Genomic DNA, 15,718 nt, shown 5'->3' on the forward strand with positions numbered 1-15,718 from the left:
GGGTAGCGCGCCCCCGGCGTCGGCTCCGGGAGCATCGCGCCGTGAGGGCGCCGACGGGATGGAGCCCGGCCGGGTCGCTCCTCCGCCCGCACTAGGCTGGCTCGTCGTGTCCGCCACCCCGCCGAGCCGGCCCGAGCCCGGGCCGGTGCCCCCGGCCGTCCAGGAGACCGTCCGCACGCTGGTGGACGTCTCGCCCGTGCTGATCGAGCTCGGGCAGCGGTTCGCCGCCGCCGGCTTCGAGGCCCACCTGGTCGGCGGCTCGGTGCGCGACGCCCTGCTGGCCGCCGCGGCCGGGGGCGGCCAGGTGGCCGGCGTGGTCCCCGGCGACCTCGACGTCACCACGGACGCCCGCCCCGAGCAGGTGCTCGAGGTGCTGCGCGGGTGGGCGCGTTCCACGTGGAACACGGGCATCGCCTTCGGGACGGTGGGCGCCGATCTCGGCGGCGCGCGGGTGGAGATCACCACCTTCCGGGCGGACCGGTACGACCGCACCTCCCGCAACCCGGAGGTCGCGTGGGGCGACTCGCTCACCGACGACCTGGCCCGCCGGGATTTCACGGTCAACGCGATGGCGGTCTCCCTCGGCCCGGACCGCACGGTGACCGACCCCTTCGGTGGGCTGGGTGACCTGCTCGCGAAGCGGTTGCGCACCCCGGGCCCCGCGGTCGAGTCCTTCGCCGACGACCCGCTGCGCATGCTGCGCGCGGTCCGCTTCGTCGCGCAGCTCGGGCTGACGCCGGACGAGGAGGTGCTCGACGCGATGTCCTCCCTCGCCGGCGAGCTCGCCCGGATCACGCCCGAGCGCGTGCAGGCCGAGCTGTCCAAGACGCTGCTGCAGGACGCGCCGCGCGCGGCGCTGGAGCTGTTCACCGCGACCGGCCTGGCCGACGTCGTGCTCCCGGAGCTGTCGGCGCTGCGCATGGAGATCGACGAGCACCACCAGCACAAGGACGTCTACGCCCACTCACTGACCGTCCTGGACCAGGCGATCGACCTGGAGAGGGCGGATCCGGAGGCCCCGTCGCCCGACCTGGTGCTCCGGCTGGCCGCGCTGCTGCACGACATCGGCAAGCCCGCGACCCGCCGGCACGAGCACGGCGGGCGGGTCTCCTTCCACCACCACGAGGTGGTCGGCGCCAAGCTGGTGCGCAAGCGGCTGATGGCGCTGCGGTACTCCAAGGAGATCGTCGAGGCGGTCTCCCGGCTCACCTTCCTGCACCTGCGCTTCCACGGCTACGGGGACGGGCAGTGGACCGACTCCGCCGTCCGGCGCTACGTCACGGACGCCGGCGACCTGCTCCCGCGGCTGCACAAGCTCGTGCGGTCGGACTCGACGACCCGCAACAAGCGGCGCGCCGCCGCGCTGTCGGCGACCTACGACTCCCTGGAGCAGCGGATCGCCGAGCTCGCCGCGCAGGAGGACCTGGCGCGCGTGCGCCCCGACCTCGACGGCAACGCGATCATGGAGATCCTGGGTCTCGGGCCCGGTCCCGAGGTGGGTGCGGCGTGGCGCTTCCTGAAGGACCTGCGGCTCGAGCGGGGGCCGCTGGACCGTGACGACGCCGAGACCGCGCTGCGCGCGTGGTGGGCCGCCCGGCAGGGCTGACCGCCCCTCCGCTCAGCGCCGGGCCATGCGGGCGTGCAGCAGCGCGGTGCCGACGTACCCCGCGCCGACGACGGTGAGCAGCGGCGGTGAGACCCCCGACTCGGGGAGGGTGAACGCCGCGGCGACGAGTGCGGCGACGTAGCCCACGTTGACGACGGTGTCGTAGACGGAGAAGACCCGGCCCCGGTGGTCGTCGTCGATCGACTCCTGCAAGGTCGCGTCGACGCAGATCTTCACGCCCTGGCCCATGAGCCCGAGGACGAACCCGGCGAGCACGGCGGCCGAGGGCTGGAACAGCAGCCCGAGGCCGGCCTGAAGCAGCCCGCCCGTGGTCAGCAGGATGCCGATCCACGGCACCGTGCCGATGCGGCGCACGACGGGCGGGGTGGCGACGGCGGCGGTGAGCGTGCCGGCGGCGATCGCGGCGACGACCACGCCGAGCCCCACCAGGCCCCCGGGCAGCGGGCCGCTCCCGTCGACGAACGTGTTGCGGTAGAGCAGCAGGGTCATGAGCGTCAGCAGGCCGAACCAGACGCGGTGCAGACCGATGGCGGTGAGCGCGGCGGCGGCCTGCCGGTGCGCCCACGCGTGCCGGGCACCGGAGGCCATGCCGGTCAGCACCTGCGCCACCGACATCCGCGCGGTGCGGGCCATGTGGTCGGGCCCGAGGTAGGCCCGCGTGAACCCGGCGACGACCGCCGCGGCCGCGAGGTAGGGCACGGCGGAGGAGAGGGCCAGCGTGGCGTACCCGGCGTCGCCGGACCCGGTCAGCTGCAGCAGCGCCAGCGCGGCTCCACCCCCGACCACCGTGGCCACCGCGCCCGACGTCGTCGACAGGGCGTTCGCCGGGACCAGCGAGGACTCGTCGGTGGTGTGCGGGAGGCCGGCCGAGAGCGCGGAGAGCACGAACCGGTTCACCGAGAAGACGGCGAGGCCGGCGAGGTAGAAGGCCGGCCCCTGCACGCCGGCGAGCACGAGGGCGGCCACCACGGCCACGAGTCCGGCGCGCAGCACGTTGGCGCGCAGGAGCACCTGGCGCCGGCTCCAGCGGTCCAGCCAGACGCCGGCGAACGGCCCGACGAACGAATAGGGCAGCAGCAGGACGGCGAAGCCCGCGGCGACGTCGACGGGATCGGCGGCGCGCTGCGGGTTGAACAGCACCGTGCCCGCCAGCGCGGCCTGGAAGACGCCGTCCCCGAACTGGGAGAGCAACCGGGTGCCCAGCAGCCGGCGGAAGTCCCCGCGCACCAGGAGACCGCGCACGGTCGTCCCCGCCCCCGCCACACGGCCAGCCTAGAGAAAGGACCCCGTGCCCCCCGCCACTCGCGAGCTCGCGGCGGGACCCTGCACGGGGCCGCCGTGCCCCGCCACTCGCGAGCTCGCGGCGGGACCCTGCACGGGGCCGCCCGTGCCCCCCGCGCGCAGGGCGAGCGGCCACCGGCGCCGACGTGGGGCACACTGAGAAGGATGTCGCCGGTGCCTCCCCCGCCCGAGCCCGAGTCCGGTCCGCCTGCACGGCCCGCGACCGGTCGCCGCCGTGCCGGCGCGGTACCCCAGCTGTCGGTCGGCAGCCTGGACGACGTGCGGGCGGGCGCCCTCCTCGTGGCGATGCCGGCGCTCACCGAGCCCACGTTCGCCGGCGCGGTCGTCTACGTCCTGGACCACTCCGACACCGGCACGCTAGGCGTGGTGCTGGGTCAGCCCAGCCAGGTCCAGATCCGCGACGTGCTGCCCGGGTGGTGCGATCTGGCGGTGGAGCCGGGCGTCTTCCACGTCGGCGGGCCGTGCGAGACCGACACCGCGCTCTGCCTGGCGACGGCGGCGGTCGACGCCAGCGAACCCGGCCTGCGGTCCGTGGCCGGGGACGTCCACCTCGTCGACCTCGACGGGGACCCGGAGGCGCTCACCGGCCGCCTCTCGGGCCTGCGGGTGTTCGCGGGCTACGCGGGTTGGTCGCCCGGTCAGCTGGCCGGTGAGCTCGCCGAGGGGGCGTGGGCCTGCGTGCCGAGCCGACCCGGCGACGTCCTCTGCGAGCTGTCCGGCCCCGAGCTGTGGCGGCGGGTGGTGGGCCGGCAGACCGGTCGCCTGGCCGTCCTCTCCTCCGCCACGCTGGACCCCACGGTCAACTGACGTCCCTCCCGGCTCGTGTCGGGCAGCGCGATCCGGCGTCGTCTGGTAGGAAAGAGCCCGGGAAGGGGCGGTCTGGGGAAGAGGCCGCCCCTTCCCGCTTCTCTGCGGTGACGATTCCCCGCCTCAGACCCCGAACGCCGCAGCGATCTCCGGGTGGTCCGTCGCCGCCGCCGTCTCCTCCGCCGTGGGGAGTGCCAGCCGGCGGGTGCCGTGCTCGGCGAGCGTGACCGTCACCTCGACGCCGCCCAGCGGGGTCCGGTACTGCACCAGCGTCCGGTCGGAGTCGTCCACCGCCACCGTGCGCTCCTCGCGGAGCCGGTACACCGTCGTCGGCCGGCCGTCGACCGCCTGCTCCCCGTCCCACCGGTACGGGCCGTCCAGGAATGCCGACGGCGGGTCGGCCCGCTCCGCGGCGAGGTTCTGCAGCACCCGGACGAGCACGTCGAGCAGCGGTGGGTCCGCGGCGCCGGCCGGCAGGGTCCGGCGCAGGTAGGTCGCGTCCGGGGCGCCGTCGGCGGCGAGCGCCTCGGTCAGCCCGGGCACGTCGCCGGCCCAGAGGTCGTCGCGGTCGAAGAACAGGGTGCGGGTGTCCCGGTCCTCGCCCCCGACCGTCGTCACCGCCTGGGCCTGCCCGACCCCGCGGCGGAAATCGATCTGCCCGGTGAGGGTGAGCACCGCGTCGTCGGCGAAGGGGGCGGTGACGACGAAGTCCGCGCCGCCCTCCTCGTGGTTGCGGTGGAGCAGCTCGGCCAGGACGGCGGCGTCGTCCTCGGTGACCGGCTCACCGGCCTGCCGCTGGTCGCTGGTGCACCCGGCGAGGAGCAGGAGGGCCAGCCCGGCCGCGCCCGCCCGGCGGACGAGCTGTCGGCGGGCACGCATGCGGTGCAGCGTAGGCAGCCGATCGCCCGGGATCGGCGACGACGCGGCGGGGGCGAAGGAGGCTTTACCTGCGTCCTGGTCCCCAGGGACGTAGGTAAAGCCTCCTATGCCCGGTGGGCCTCAGCGCTCGATGTCGCCCCGGATGAACGCCTCGACGGCGTCGCGGGCCTCGCTGTCGTCGTACTGCACCGGCGGGCTCTTCATGAAGTAGGACGACGCCGACAGGATCGGGCCGCCGATGCCGCGGTCCTTGGCGATCTTTGCGGCGCGGACGGCGTCGATGATGATGCCGGCCGAGTTCGGGCTGTCCCAGACCTCGAGCTTGTACTCCAGGTTCAGCGGGACGTCGCCGAACGCGCGGCCCTCCAGGCGGACGTAGGCCCACTTGCGGTCGCTCAGCCACGGCACGTGGTCCGACGGGCCGATGTGCACGTTGCCCACGCCCATGTCCCGGTCGACCTGGCTGGTGACGGACTGGGTCTTGGAGATCTTCTTGGACTCCAGACGCTCGCGCTCGAGCATGTTCTTGAAGTCCATGTTGCCGCCGACGTTCAGCTGCATCGTGCGGTCGAGCTGCACGCCGCGGTCCTCGAACAACTTGGCGAGCACCCGGTGGGTGATCGTGGCGCCGACCTGGCTCTTGATGTCGTCACCGACGATCGGCACGCCGGCGGCGGTGAACCTGTCCGCCCACTCCTTGGTGCCGGCGATGAAGACGGGGAGGGCGTTGACGAAGGCGACACCGGCGTCGAGCGCGGCCTGCGCGTAGAACTCGGCGGCCTGCTGGGAGCCGACGGGGAGGTAGCACACGAGGACGTCGGCACCGGACTCGCGCAGGGCGGCGACGACGTCGACCGGCTGCTCGTCGGACTCCTCGATGGTCTCCCGGTAGTACTTGCCCAGGCCGTCGAGGGTGGTGCCGCGCTGCACCGTCACGCCCAGCGGCGGGACGTCGCAGATGGTGATGGTGTTGTTCTCGCTGGCCACGATGGCCTCGGACAGGTCCCGGCCGACCTTCTTGGCGTCGACGTCGAACGCGGCGACGAACTCGATGTCGGAGACGTGGTACTCGCCGAACCGGACGTGCATCAGCCCCGGCACGGACGTCGTCTCGTCGGCGTCCCGGTAGTAGTGGACGCCCTGCACCAGCGAGGCGGCGCAGTTACCGACGCCGACGATGGCGACCTTGACTGACCCCATGACTCTCCTTCTCCCTGGACCGTTGGGCCCGTGTACGTGAACCGCGTGCGGTCCGGTGATGGCTGCGCCCGGGCGCGGAGGCCCCGGCGTGTTCAGGTGGTGATCGGCGGTGGCTTCGCCCCGATCGGGTCGGGCCGCGCGGTTCCGCCCGTCTCCTGTCGTGTCGTCCCTGGCTCCTGCGCCTCCGACGACGCAGCCCCCGGCTCCGACGCCTCCCGGCGCACCGCCCCCGGCTCCGTCGCCTCCCGGCGCACCGCTGCGGGCTCCGTCGCCTCCCGGCGCACCGCTGCCGGCTCCGTCGCCTCCCGGCGCTCGCTGTCGATGAGCTCCGACAGCCAGCGGACCTCCCTGTCCACCGACTCCAGGCCGTGCCGCTGGAGTTCGAGCGTGTAGCGGTCGAGCCGCTCGCGGGTCCGCGCCAGAGACGACCGCAGCCCCTCGCGCTGCCGCTCCACGGTGCGCCGGCGGCCCTCGAGGATCCGCAGCCGCACGTCGTGCGCCGTGTGCCGGAAGAAGGCCAGGCGGACGCCGAAGAACCCGCCGTCGTCGTAGGCCTCCGGGCCGGTCTGGCTGACCAGCTCGTGGAACCGCTCCTTGCCTTCCGCGGTGATCGTGTAGACCACCTTCCCGCGACGGCCGGTGAGCGGCGGTGCGTCGGCCGGGAGCAGGCCACGCGGGGTGGGCTCATCGGTGGAGATCAGCCCGGCTGCCTGCATCCGCCGGAGGGCGGGGTACAGCGAACCGTAGGAGATGCTGCGCAAGCCACCGAGCACCGCGGCGAGCTGCTTGCGCAGCTCGTACCCGTGCATCGGGGCCTGGTGCAGCAGACCGAGGATGGCGAACTCGAGCACGTCGCCCTCCCCCGGGTGGTCCCTGTCGATCGATGTATCGGCACGATACATCGGGCAGCGCGCCCGCTCTACACGGAGGCGTGGGGCAGGTGGGTCACCCGGGGTGAGTACGGTGCTCGGCGACCCCACGGACGCGGGCCCGGTGCGTACATTGGCCGCCGTGCCCGGACGTCGTTCCGTCGTGGACTACTCGCTGCAGCGGCGAGCCGTCCTGGCGGGAGTACATGCGGGCCGCACCGGGTTGTTCGAGGTGTGCGACGCGAGCCCGTACCTCTCACGGGCGGCGAAGTACCACGGAGAGCCGACCGACGCCGCGTGCCCGGTCTGCCGACGTGAACGTCTCACCCTGGTGAACTACGTGTACGGCGAGCACCTCGGGCCGGTGGCCGGCCAGGCCAAGACCGAGGCCGAGCTCGCCCGCATGGACGCCGCCCAGGACGAGTTCTCCGTGTACCGGGTCGAGGTCTGCCGCGCCTGCGGCTGGAACCACCTCGACTGCTCGTACGTCCTCGGTGCCGAGCCCGAGCCGGGGCGCAAGCCCCGCGGCAGGCGCCGGACCGCTCCCGAGCGGTGACGGACGGGCCGGCGACCGGCCCCGACCGTGCCACCGGGCCCGCGACGGAGCGGGCCCGCTGCGCTGCCACAAGCTGAAGACGAACCGCTGCGTCCGGGCAGGTGCCCGGCGTCGCCCATGACAGTCCAGGAAAGGGGTGTGCTCGTGCCCAGCCACGACGAGACCTCGCCCGTCGCACCGCGGGCCGGGTCGGTGCGCCGGCCGCCGGCCACCCGTACCCGCAGCACCGGTGGCGGAGGCGGCACCGGGCGTCCCCCGGGCGGGCGCCCGTCGGGCGGCGGTCGCCCGCCCGCCTCGCGCGGCGGCACCACGGCGTCGCGTGGCGGTTCCGGGCGTCCCGCCGCGCGACCGGCCGCGGCCAAGGGCAAGGCGGCGCGCAGCAAGAAGCAGCGCCGCCAGCGCCGGCTGAAGATCACCGCCGCGCTGATGGGCGGGCTGATGGCCCTGCTGTTCGTCTTCGTCGGCGTCGTCTACGCCAGCACCCAGGTGCCCAGCCCCGACTCGGTCTCCACGAAGCAGACCACGGTCATCTACTACTCCGACGGCGTGACCGAGATGGCGCGGCTGGGCGACGAGAACCGCACGAACGTGCCCCTGTCGGCCATCAGCGAGCCGGCGCAGCGCGCGGTGCTCGCGGCCGAGAACCGCAGCTTCTACTCCGACCCGGGCATCTCCTTCACCGGCATCGTGCGCGCCGCCTGGAACAACCTGACCGGTGGCTCCACGCAGGGCGGTTCGACGATCACGCAGCAGTACGTGAAGAACGCCTTCCTGACGCACGACCAGACGTTCAGCCGCAAGTTCCAGGAGCTGTTCCTGGCGATCAAGTTGGACAACAACTTCTCGAAGGAGCAGATCCTCGAGAACTACCTCAACACCATCTACTACGGCCGCGGCGCCTACGGCATCGAGGCGGCGGCGAACACCTACTTCGGCATCCCGGCCGCCGAGCTGACCGCGCAGCAGGCCGCGGTGCTCGCCGTCCTCATCCGGAGCCCCTCCAACTACGACCCGGAGACCAACCCCGAGGGCGCCCAGGACCGCTGGGGTCTGGTGCTCGACGCGATGGTCGAGGAGGGCTGGCTGACGGCGGAGGAGCGCGAGGCCTCGGCGTACCCGCCGGTGCTGCCGAAGACCGACTCCACCCTCGGCATGCCGGAGGGGCCCGAGGGCCACATCGTCCGCCAGGTCACCCAGGAGATGCAGGAGCGGTACCGCTACGACGAGCAGCAGGTCAACGCCGGTGGCCTGCAGATCACGACCACGATCAGCAAGCCGGCGCAGGACGCCGCCGTCGCCGCCGTCCGCGAGGTCACGGCACCGCCGGAGCCGCAGGAGCTGCGGGAGGCCCTCGTGGCCGTCGACCCGCGCAGCGGCGGGGTCGTCGCCTACTACGGCGGCGAGAACGGGGTCGGCACCGACTACGCGCAGGCCAAGCGCCAGCCCGGGTCGTCGGTCAAGCCCTACGTGCTGGCCACCGCCCTGGAGCAGGGCATCGGCATCCAGGCCCGGCGCGACGGCAGCGACGACCAGGAGTTCCCCGACCGGCCGGGGCTGCCGGTGACCAACTCCGGCGGCGCCAGCTGCTCCGCGTGCACGCTCACCGAGGCGATCACGCGGTCGCTCAACACGACCTTCTACGGCCTGGCCTACGAGGTCGGCCCGGAGAACGTGCGCGACACGATCCTCGCGGCCACCGGCCTGCCCGACACGTGGGGCGGCAGCGACTTCTTCGCGGGCAAGACCGTCCTGGCCAACTCCGACGGCCTCACCGGCTCGTCCATCGGCATCGGCGAGTACGAGCTGCGCCCGTTCGACCAGGCGCAGGGGTTCGCGACGCTCGCCGCCGGCGGGGTCTTCCGCGACGCCCACTTCATCGGGAAGGTGACCGACAGCGCGGGCACCGTGCTGGTGGACCAGACGGCGGCCGCCGCCGGCGAGCAGGTCCTGCCGGCCGACGTCGTCAACGACGTCACCGTCGCCCTGAAGGACGTCGCCTCCTACTCGCGCCGGGCGCTGGAGGGCGGCCGAGAGGTCGCCAGCAAGACCGGCACCCAGGGGCAGGGCGAGAACAACTCCGACGCGTGGATGGTCGGGTACACCCCCTCCATCGCGACCGCGGTCTGGGTGGGCAACGACTCCCCCAGCGACCCGATCGTCGACTCCCGCGGGCGGATCATCTACGGCTCGGGGCTGCCCGGTGCCATCTGGCAGCGGTTCATGGACGCGGTGCTCGCCGGTACCCCCGAGGAGGACCTGCCGGACCGGGCGCTGATCAAGGGCGACAGCGGCGAGGGCGTGCCCGCGCCCACGACGGAGGCCCCCGCTCCGGTGGAGACCCCGGCCGCGCCGTCGTCGCCGAGTCCGTCCAGGCCGAGCTTCCCGGACGCCAACGGCAACGGCGTGGACGACCGCACGGAGTTCCCGGACCGGAACGGCAACGGCATCGACGACCGCACGGAGTTCCCGGACGCCAACGGCAACGGTGTGGACGACCGCACGGAGTTCCCGGACGCCAACGGCAACGGCGTGGACGACCGCACCGAGCAGCCTCAGTTCCCGGACCAGAACGGCAACGGCATCGACGACCGCACCGAGCGGACGACACCGCCTTCAGCCGGCGGCACACCGGGCCCCGTCGTCCCGCCGCCCGTCGACTGACCGATCACGCACACTGCTCGCATGAGCAGCACCCCCACGGGCCCGTCCGCCACCGCGGACGGGCCCGTGCTGGTTCCACGTGGAACCCAGCCGCCGTCCGCACCGGACCGCGTGGTGCCGTCCTGGACCGACCCCGTGGTGCGGCAGGCCAGCGAGGCCGTCGGGGGGCCGTGGGGCCGCTTCGCCGTCACCGGCCGGGCCCTGTTCTGGACGCCGCTGCGGGTGTGCCTCCTCTTCGCCACCCTGGCGCTCGCGGTCGCCTGGGTGAAGCAGGCGCCCTGCGCCGACGGGAACTGGGCCGGCTCGGTCCAGTACACGCACTTCTGCTACTCCGACACGGTGCCGCTGTTCGGGCTGCACGGCCTGGCCGACGGCGCGATCCCCTACCTGGACTCCGCCGTCGAGTACCCCGTGCTCACCGGCGGCTTCATGGCCCTCGCGGCCGCCGTCGCCGCCGGGTACGACCGCGCCGCGACGGCATCGGGCCTGCTGCCCGAGGTCGCGCCGGTGCTCAGCTACTACGTGGTGACCTGCCTGCTGCTCACCATCTGCGCGCTCCTCGTGGTGCGGGCCACCCTCGCGCTGGCCGGCCGCCGCCCGTGGGACGCGGCCATGATCGGGCTGTCCCCGCTGCTGGTGGTGCACGCCTTCACGAACTGGGACCTGCTGGCCGTCGCGCTCGCCACCTTCGGCATGTGGGCCTGGGCGAGGCACCGCCCGGTGCTCGCCGGCGTCCTGCTGGGCCTCGGCGTCGCCGCGAAGCTCTACCCGGCGTTGCTGCTCGCCGCGCTGCTGCTGCTCTGCCTGCGGGCCGGACGGCTGGCCGTGTGGGCGAGGACGGCGGCCGCCGCGGCGCTGACCTGGGTCGTGGTCAACCTCCCCGTCGCGGTGCTCGCACCGGAGAACTGGTCCCGCTTCTTCACCCTCAACAGGACGCGCCCGGCCGACCCCGACTCGCTGTGGAACATCGCCCTGCACGTGGCCGGGGACCAGCTGCTCGACGGCCCGCTGGCCGAGGGGCAGACGCCCACGGTGCTCAACGCGGCGGTCGCGGTCGTGCTCCTCGCCGCGCTCGGCGCGGTGGCCTGGCTGACGCTGGCCGCGCCGGTGCGGCCGCGGGTCGCCCAGATCGCGTTCCTGCTGGTCGCGGTCTTCCTGCTCACCAACAAGGTGTGGAGCCCGCAGTACTCGCTGTGGCTGCTCCCGCTCGCGGTGCTCGCCCGGCCCCGGTGGCGCTCGCTCCTGGCCTGGCAGGCCACCGAGGCGCTGCTCTGGGTGCCGCGCCTGCTCTGGTACCTGGGGACGGACAACCGAGGCATCGACGTGGAGTGGTTCTTCCTCGCCGTGACGCTCCGCGACGCAGCCGTCCTCGTCCTCGTGGCGCTGGTGGTGCGCGACGTCCTCCATCCCGACCGGGACGTCGTCCGCACCAGCTGGCCGGGGGTGGACGATCCGGCCGGCGGACCACTGGACCACGCCCCCGACCGGCGGGTGCTCCGGCGGTCAGCCGAGGGCGTCGCGTAGCAGCGCGATCTCGGCCGCGTGGCCGGCGGCGTCGCCGGGGGTCTCGAGGACCACCGGGCAGCCCGCCGCCCGCGCGACCTCCACCAGCACCTCGGCCGGGATCTCGCCGCCGGTCAGGGGCGCGTGCCGGTCGCGGCCGGACCCCGCCGGGTCGCGGCTGTTGTTCAGGTGCAGCAGGTCGATCCGGCCGGTCACCGCCCGGACGGCGTCGACGACGGTGCCGAGGTCCCAGCCGGCGGCCCAGCCGTGGCAGGTGTCCAGCACGAAACCGGCCCCGAACTCGCCGACGGCCTCCCACAGGCGGCCCAGCGCGTCCAGGTCGCGGGCCATCGCGTTGCCGCCGCCCGCGGTGTTCTCGATGAGCACCGGCACCGGGAAGCCGCCCTGCTCGGCCTGGCGGGAGAAGGTCTTGCGCCAGTTGTCCACCCCGACCGCGGGGTCGACGCCGGCCAGGACGTGCCCGCCGTGCACGACCAGGCCCCGGGCGCCGATCTCCGCGGCGGCCCGGGCGTGCTTGCCCAGCATCGTCCGGCTGGGGATGCGGATGCGGTTGTTCGTCGTCGCCACGTTGAGGACGTAGGGGGCGTGGACGTAGACGGCGACGTCCGAGCCCCGCAGCTCGTCGGCGTCGGGCCGGGGCCCGGGCGCCTTCCAACCCTGCGGGTCGCCGAGGAAGACCTGCACGGCGTCGGCGTCCACCTCCGCGGCACGGGCCAGCGGGCCGCCCCGGTCGAGGTCGCCGTCGTCGGCGAGGCCGGCGCCCACGTGTACGCCGATCGGGTGACCACCCATGCTGACCTCCGGTTTCCCGTGGATTTCCAGCTTGCCCGTATCGCGCGCGTCACATCATCGTTGTGGCTGTGACGGCGGTTACCCGCCGGTAGCACTGGGGCGTCGACGTGGAGGTAGCAGAGCATGGCAACGGGTCGCATCGGTCGCACGGCCCGCCGGGGCATCGCCGTGGCGGTCCTGGGCTGGCTGGGCGTGGCGGCGGCCTCGGTGGCGGCCCCCGTCGCCACCGCCGCCCCGACGGCGACCGTGCCGATCCGGGACCTGACCCAGCTCGTGGTCTCGGTCGACCAGGGCGGGGCGGTGACCTTCGTCAACGAGCTGCAGGACAGGACGGTGCAGGTGGGCGGTGGTGGGCTGCTGCCCTCGCTGATCAGCGTCACCGCCAGCACCGAGGTCACGCTCACCCTGCCGTCGGGGCAGCGGGAGCTCGCACCCGGCGCCGGCCACACCGAGCGCTTCGACCGCAGCTGCGTCGCCGGCTGCTGGCTGGCCTTCAGCTACTCGCTGGAATCCGGCGCCGCGCTCACCCAACCCCTGGTCGACGCCACGACCGCGCTCCTGCCGCCGCTGCCCCGGCCCCAGCCCCTCGTGGTGAACACGCTCCTGCCGCTGCCGAACGTGCCCGGCGTCAACCTGCCCCAGCTGCCGCCGGTGACGCTGCCGGCCGCCCCGCCCCCGTCGGCCCCGAAGCCCGCACCGGCGCCGGAGGCCCCGCAGCCACCGGCCACCGGGCAGCCGACCCCGGACGCCGCCCCGGCGCCGCAGGACGTGCCGGGCGACCAGTACACGTACGAGACCGGCTCCGGCGGGGCCGCGCAGCTCCTCCCCGGGGCCCGGGCCTCCGCCGCGGCGCTCGACCCGACCCGATCCGTGGCCCCCGGCCGGTCCGGGAGCGGCGGTGAGCGCGACGGCTCCGGCGGTGTCACCGGCACCTACGACGGCGCCACCGTCCCCGAGTTCGGGCAGCTGGCCGGCCTCAGCACGCCGGCGCCGGGCGCGGACGGGGACGGCGAGGCGGTCGCCTCCGGGGCGCAGCCGGGCACGCTGCCCGCCGCGGCGCTCGCTGCCGTCGTCGCGCTCGCCACGGTCACCGCCGCGCTGGTGCGCACCCTGCAGGCGGCCCGCGGGTCCCGCTGACGTCGGCCCCGTCCCGGGGGTCCCGCCCGAGCTCGCGAGGCGTCGGGAGGGGCGGGGTCCTCGGTCTGTGGGCAGCGCCTGGCCCGCCGGACCGGGCCGCTGGTAGCCTGGCGGCAGCGCGTTCCGGCTCCTGCCGGGGCGCGCGACGCGTGTACGACCCTCCTGCTGCAGATTCCCTGCAGCCGCGAAGACCAGAGGAGGTGGGGTTCTCCGTGCGTCACTACGAACTGATGGTCATTCTCGACCCCGACCTGGAGGAGCGCACGATCGCTCCCTCGCTCGACCGGTTCCTGACCGTCGTCACCAACTCCGGTGGCACCGTCAAGACCGAGATCTGGGGCCGTCGCCGCATGGCCTACGAGATCAAGAAGCACGTCGAGGGCATCTACGCCATCGTCGACATCCAGGCCGAGCCGGCCGCGGTGGCCGAGCTCGACCGGCAGCTGAACCTCAACGAGTCGGTCCTGCGCACGAAGCTGATGCGGCCCGAGGTCCACTGACCATGGCCGGCGAGACCGTCATCACCGTCATCGGCAACCTGACCGCCGATCCGGAGCTGCGCTTCACGCCGTCGGGCGCTGCCGTCGCGAACTTCACCGTGGCCTCCACGCCGCGGACCTTCGACCGCCAGTCGCAGGAGTGGAAGGACGGCGAAGCGCTCTTCCTCCGCTGCAACGTCTGGCGGCAGGCTGCGGAGAACGTGGCCGAGTCGCTGACCCGCGGGTCGCGGGTGATCGTGAGCGGTCGTCTGAAGCAGCGCTCGTTCGAGACGAAGGAAGGCGAGAAGCGCACCGTCGTCGAGCTCGAGGTCGACGAGATCGGCCCCTCGCTGCGCTACGCCACGGCCAAGGTCACCCGCGCCTCGCGCGGTGAGGGCGGCGGCGGTGGCGGCGGCTTCGGCGGCGGCGGTGGCGGCGGTTTCGGCGGCGGCGGTGGCGCGAGCGACCCGTGGTCGACCCCCGCCGGTCCGTCCGACGAGCCGCCCTTCTGACAGGACCTCCTCGCCCCCACACCTGGCTCCGCTCGGTGTGGGCCCCTGCGAGGAGGCCGTTCCATCCCCTCGATGTTCCTGATCTGACTACTGGAGAACTCCGGTGCCCAAGCCCCCTGTTCGCAAGCCCAAGAAGAAGGTCTGCCAGTTCTGCAAGGACAAGGCGACCTACGTCGACTACAAGGACACGACCCTGCTGCGGAAGTTCATCTCCGACCGCGGCAAGATCCGTGCCCGCCGCGTCAGCGGCAACTGCAGCCAGCACCAGCGGGACGTCGCCACGGCCGTGAAGAACAGCCGTGAGATGGCCCTGCTGCCCTACACCTCGACGGCGCGCTGATCATGAGCACGATGAAGCTGATCCTGACGCAGGAGGTCACCGGTCTCGGGTCCTCCGGCGACACCGTCGAGGTCAAGGGTGGCTACGGTCGCAACTACCTCCTCCCGCGCGGGCTGGCCATCGCGGCCACCCGGGGTGCGGAGAAGCAGGTCGAGTCCCTGCGCCGGGCGCGTGCCGCCCGCGAGGTGGCCTCGCACGAGGAGGCGCAGGCCGTGGCCGGCCGCCTGTCCGGGCTGACCGTCCGGGTGCCGGCGCGCGCCGGTGACGGCGGCCGCCTGTTCGGCCGGGTCACCACCGCCGACGTCGCCGCCGCCGTCACGGCCGCCGGCGGGCCGGAGCTCGACCGTCGCCGGATCGAGCTGCCCAGCAGCATCAAGACCACGGGTCAGCACACCGTCACCGTGCGGGTGCACCCCGAGGTCACGGCGCCGCTGACCATCGAGGTCGTCGCGAGCTGATCGGTCGCTGTCCCGCACGGGGACAGCACCGCCCACGAGGGGCGTCGGACGGGAGTCCGGCGCCCCTCGTGGCGTCTCCGGGTCCGGCGGTCGGGCCGACGTGGTCGGCGTGGTCCGACGTCGTGCGGATTCTGCGGACGATCGGCGGCTCGGGGGTCGAGCGCTGCCGGGGCGGTCGAGCGCTCCCAGGGCGGCCGCACGCCCGCGCGGGGTGTCCTCCCGCCCACCCGGTGCTCCGGGGCCCGTGCGGCCGCTCTGGGGGCGATGACGCCGGCGGTGCGTCGTGGCTCCCGCCGCCCACGGGGGCCCCGGCAGCCGGTCGGCGTCTCCGGGTGTGGCCGCTCCCCGGGGACCCCCGAGCAGGCCCCTGACCGCGCCGGTCACCGCTGTGACTCGTGGTGCGACGCCGGGATATTTCTTCCGATGTTTTCTCCGTCCACATCCGGTGCACGGCGTCCGTGCAGGTCAGCCGGGGTGGACCGGTCGGCGCGCGGTGACTGTCCCCCGGCTCCTCCACATGTCGACACGCCTCCGTCCACCGACTTGTCCACAAGTTGTGCAGATCGGCGTGCACA

General features: G+C 73.9%; 15 protein-coding genes. 10 read left to right on the forward strand and 5 right to left on the reverse strand.

What is annotated here, in order from left to right:
• Positions 1-106: 106 nt before the first annotated feature.
• A complete protein-coding gene (locus ACI794_RS10335) occupies positions 107-1,606 on the forward strand; it encodes a CCA tRNA nucleotidyltransferase (protein WP_456603671.1) in 1,500 nt (499 codons plus the stop codon).
• A 12-nt stretch (positions 1,607-1,618) separates the two neighbouring features.
• Here the strand turns inward: ACI794_RS10335 and ACI794_RS10340 are convergent, their stop codons facing one another.
• A complete protein-coding gene (locus tag ACI794_RS10340; RefSeq protein ID WP_456603672.1) occupies positions 1,619-2,890 on the reverse strand; it encodes an MFS transporter in 1,272 nt (423 codons plus the stop codon).
• Between the two features lie 192 nt (positions 2,891-3,082).
• Between ACI794_RS10340 and ACI794_RS10345 the strand changes: the two genes are divergently transcribed.
• Positions 3,083-3,736 (forward strand): YqgE/AlgH family protein, encoded by a 654-nt coding sequence (locus tag ACI794_RS10345; RefSeq protein ID WP_456603673.1) that lies wholly within the window; start codon positions 3,083-3,085, stop codon positions 3,734-3,736.
• Between the two features lie 123 nt (positions 3,737-3,859).
• On the opposite strand, the gene ACI794_RS10350 is transcribed toward ACI794_RS10345, so the two are convergent.
• The 3 genes from ACI794_RS10350 to ACI794_RS10360 all read right to left on the reverse strand — a co-directional run bounded on the left by ACI794_RS10350 (position 3,860) and on the right by ACI794_RS10360 (position 6,666).
• Positions 3,860-4,615, reverse strand: a complete 756-nt coding sequence (locus ACI794_RS10350; protein WP_456603674.1) for a hypothetical protein — start codon at positions 4,613-4,615, stop codon at positions 3,860-3,862.
• A 120-nt stretch (positions 4,616-4,735) separates the two neighbouring features.
• Complete coding sequence (locus ACI794_RS10355; protein WP_456582731.1) at positions 4,736-5,815, reverse strand: inositol-3-phosphate synthase; 1,080 nt, start codon at positions 5,813-5,815, stop codon at positions 4,736-4,738.
• A gap of 92 nt (positions 5,816-5,907) precedes the next feature.
• Positions 5,908-6,666 (reverse strand): helix-turn-helix transcriptional regulator, encoded by a 759-nt coding sequence (locus ACI794_RS10360; RefSeq protein ID WP_456616325.1) that lies wholly within the window; start codon positions 6,664-6,666, stop codon positions 5,908-5,910.
• Positions 6,667-6,826: 160 nt separating this feature from the next.
• On the opposite strand from ACI794_RS10360, the gene ACI794_RS10365 reads away from it, so the two are divergent.
• The 3 genes from ACI794_RS10365 to ACI794_RS10375 all read left to right on the forward strand — a co-directional run bounded on the left by ACI794_RS10365 (position 6,827) and on the right by ACI794_RS10375 (position 11,425).
• Positions 6,827-7,240 carry a DUF5318 family protein gene (locus tag ACI794_RS10365; protein WP_456582733.1) on the forward strand — a complete coding sequence of 138 codons (414 nt, stop codon included), beginning with the start codon at positions 6,827-6,829 and terminating at the stop codon, positions 7,238-7,240.
• Positions 7,241-7,384: 144 nt separating this feature from the next.
• Positions 7,385-9,901: a transglycosylase domain-containing protein gene (locus tag ACI794_RS10370; RefSeq protein WP_456616326.1), complete on the forward strand. Its 2,517-nt coding sequence runs from the start codon at positions 7,385-7,387 to the stop codon at positions 9,899-9,901.
• Between the two features lie 21 nt (positions 9,902-9,922).
• Positions 9,923-11,425 carry a glycosyltransferase family 87 protein gene (locus ACI794_RS10375; RefSeq protein ID WP_456603677.1) on the forward strand — a complete coding sequence of 501 codons (1,503 nt, stop codon included), beginning with the start codon at positions 9,923-9,925 and terminating at the stop codon, positions 11,423-11,425.
• Here the strand turns inward: ACI794_RS10375 and ACI794_RS10380 are convergent.
• Positions 11,405-12,217: a deoxyribonuclease IV gene (locus tag ACI794_RS10380; protein WP_456603678.1), complete on the reverse strand. Its 813-nt coding sequence runs from the start codon at positions 12,215-12,217 to the stop codon at positions 11,405-11,407. The two genes, ACI794_RS10375 and ACI794_RS10380, sit on opposite strands and share 21 nt — an antisense overlap.
• A 123-nt stretch (positions 12,218-12,340) precedes the next feature.
• On the opposite strand from ACI794_RS10380, the gene ACI794_RS10385 reads away from it, so the two are divergent.
• From ACI794_RS10385 to rplI, 5 genes are all read left to right on the forward strand, one after another.
• Positions 12,341-13,354: a hypothetical protein gene (locus ACI794_RS10385; RefSeq protein WP_456616327.1), complete on the forward strand. Its 1,014-nt coding sequence runs from the start codon at positions 12,341-12,343 to the stop codon at positions 13,352-13,354.
• 212 nt (positions 13,355-13,566) lie between these two features.
• On the forward strand, positions 13,567-13,854 hold the full coding sequence (rpsF, locus tag ACI794_RS10390; RefSeq protein ID WP_456603680.1) for a 30S ribosomal protein S6: 288 nt from the start codon (positions 13,567-13,569) through the stop codon (positions 13,852-13,854).
• 2 nt (positions 13,855-13,856) lie between these two features.
• Positions 13,857-14,345 (forward strand): single-stranded DNA-binding protein, encoded by a 489-nt coding sequence (locus ACI794_RS10395; protein WP_456603681.1) that lies wholly within the window; start codon positions 13,857-13,859, stop codon positions 14,343-14,345.
• A gap of 103 nt (positions 14,346-14,448) precedes the next feature.
• Positions 14,449-14,685: a 30S ribosomal protein S18 gene (gene rpsR, locus ACI794_RS10400; RefSeq protein WP_014378671.1), complete on the forward strand. Its 237-nt coding sequence runs from the start codon at positions 14,449-14,451 to the stop codon at positions 14,683-14,685.
• Between the two features lie 11 nt (positions 14,686-14,696).
• Positions 14,697-15,143 carry a 50S ribosomal protein L9 gene (gene rplI, locus ACI794_RS10405; protein ID WP_456582740.1) on the forward strand — a complete coding sequence of 149 codons (447 nt, stop codon included), beginning with the start codon at positions 14,697-14,699 and terminating at the stop codon, positions 15,141-15,143.
• Positions 15,144-15,718: the final 575 nt, after the last annotated feature.

It is taken from the genome of Blastococcus sp. SYSU DS0541 (assembly GCF_054050875.1).

Coding starts and splice junctions, on each gene's coding strand:
- rplI (WP_456582740.1), top strand. CDS start 14,697: ATGAAGCTGATCCTGACGCAGGAGGTCACCGGTCTCGGGTCCTCCGGC.
- ACI794_RS10395 (WP_456603681.1), top strand. CDS start 13,857: ATGGCCGGCGAGACCGTCATCACCGTCATCGGCAACCTGACCGCCGAT.
- ACI794_RS10355 (WP_456582731.1), bottom strand. CDS start 5,815: ATGGGGTCAGTCAAGGTCGCCATCGTCGGCGTCGGTAACTGCGCCGCC.
- ACI794_RS10385 (WP_456616327.1), top strand. CDS start 12,341: ATGGCAACGGGTCGCATCGGTCGCACGGCCCGCCGGGGCATCGCCGTG.
- ACI794_RS10380 (WP_456603678.1), bottom strand. CDS start 12,217: ATGGGTGGTCACCCGATCGGCGTACACGTGGGCGCCGGCCTCGCCGAC.
- ACI794_RS10350 (WP_456603674.1), bottom strand. CDS start 4,615: ATGCGTGCCCGCCGACAGCTCGTCCGCCGGGCGGGCGCGGCCGGGCTG.
- ACI794_RS10375 (WP_456603677.1), top strand. CDS start 9,923: ATGAGCAGCACCCCCACGGGCCCGTCCGCCACCGCGGACGGGCCCGTG.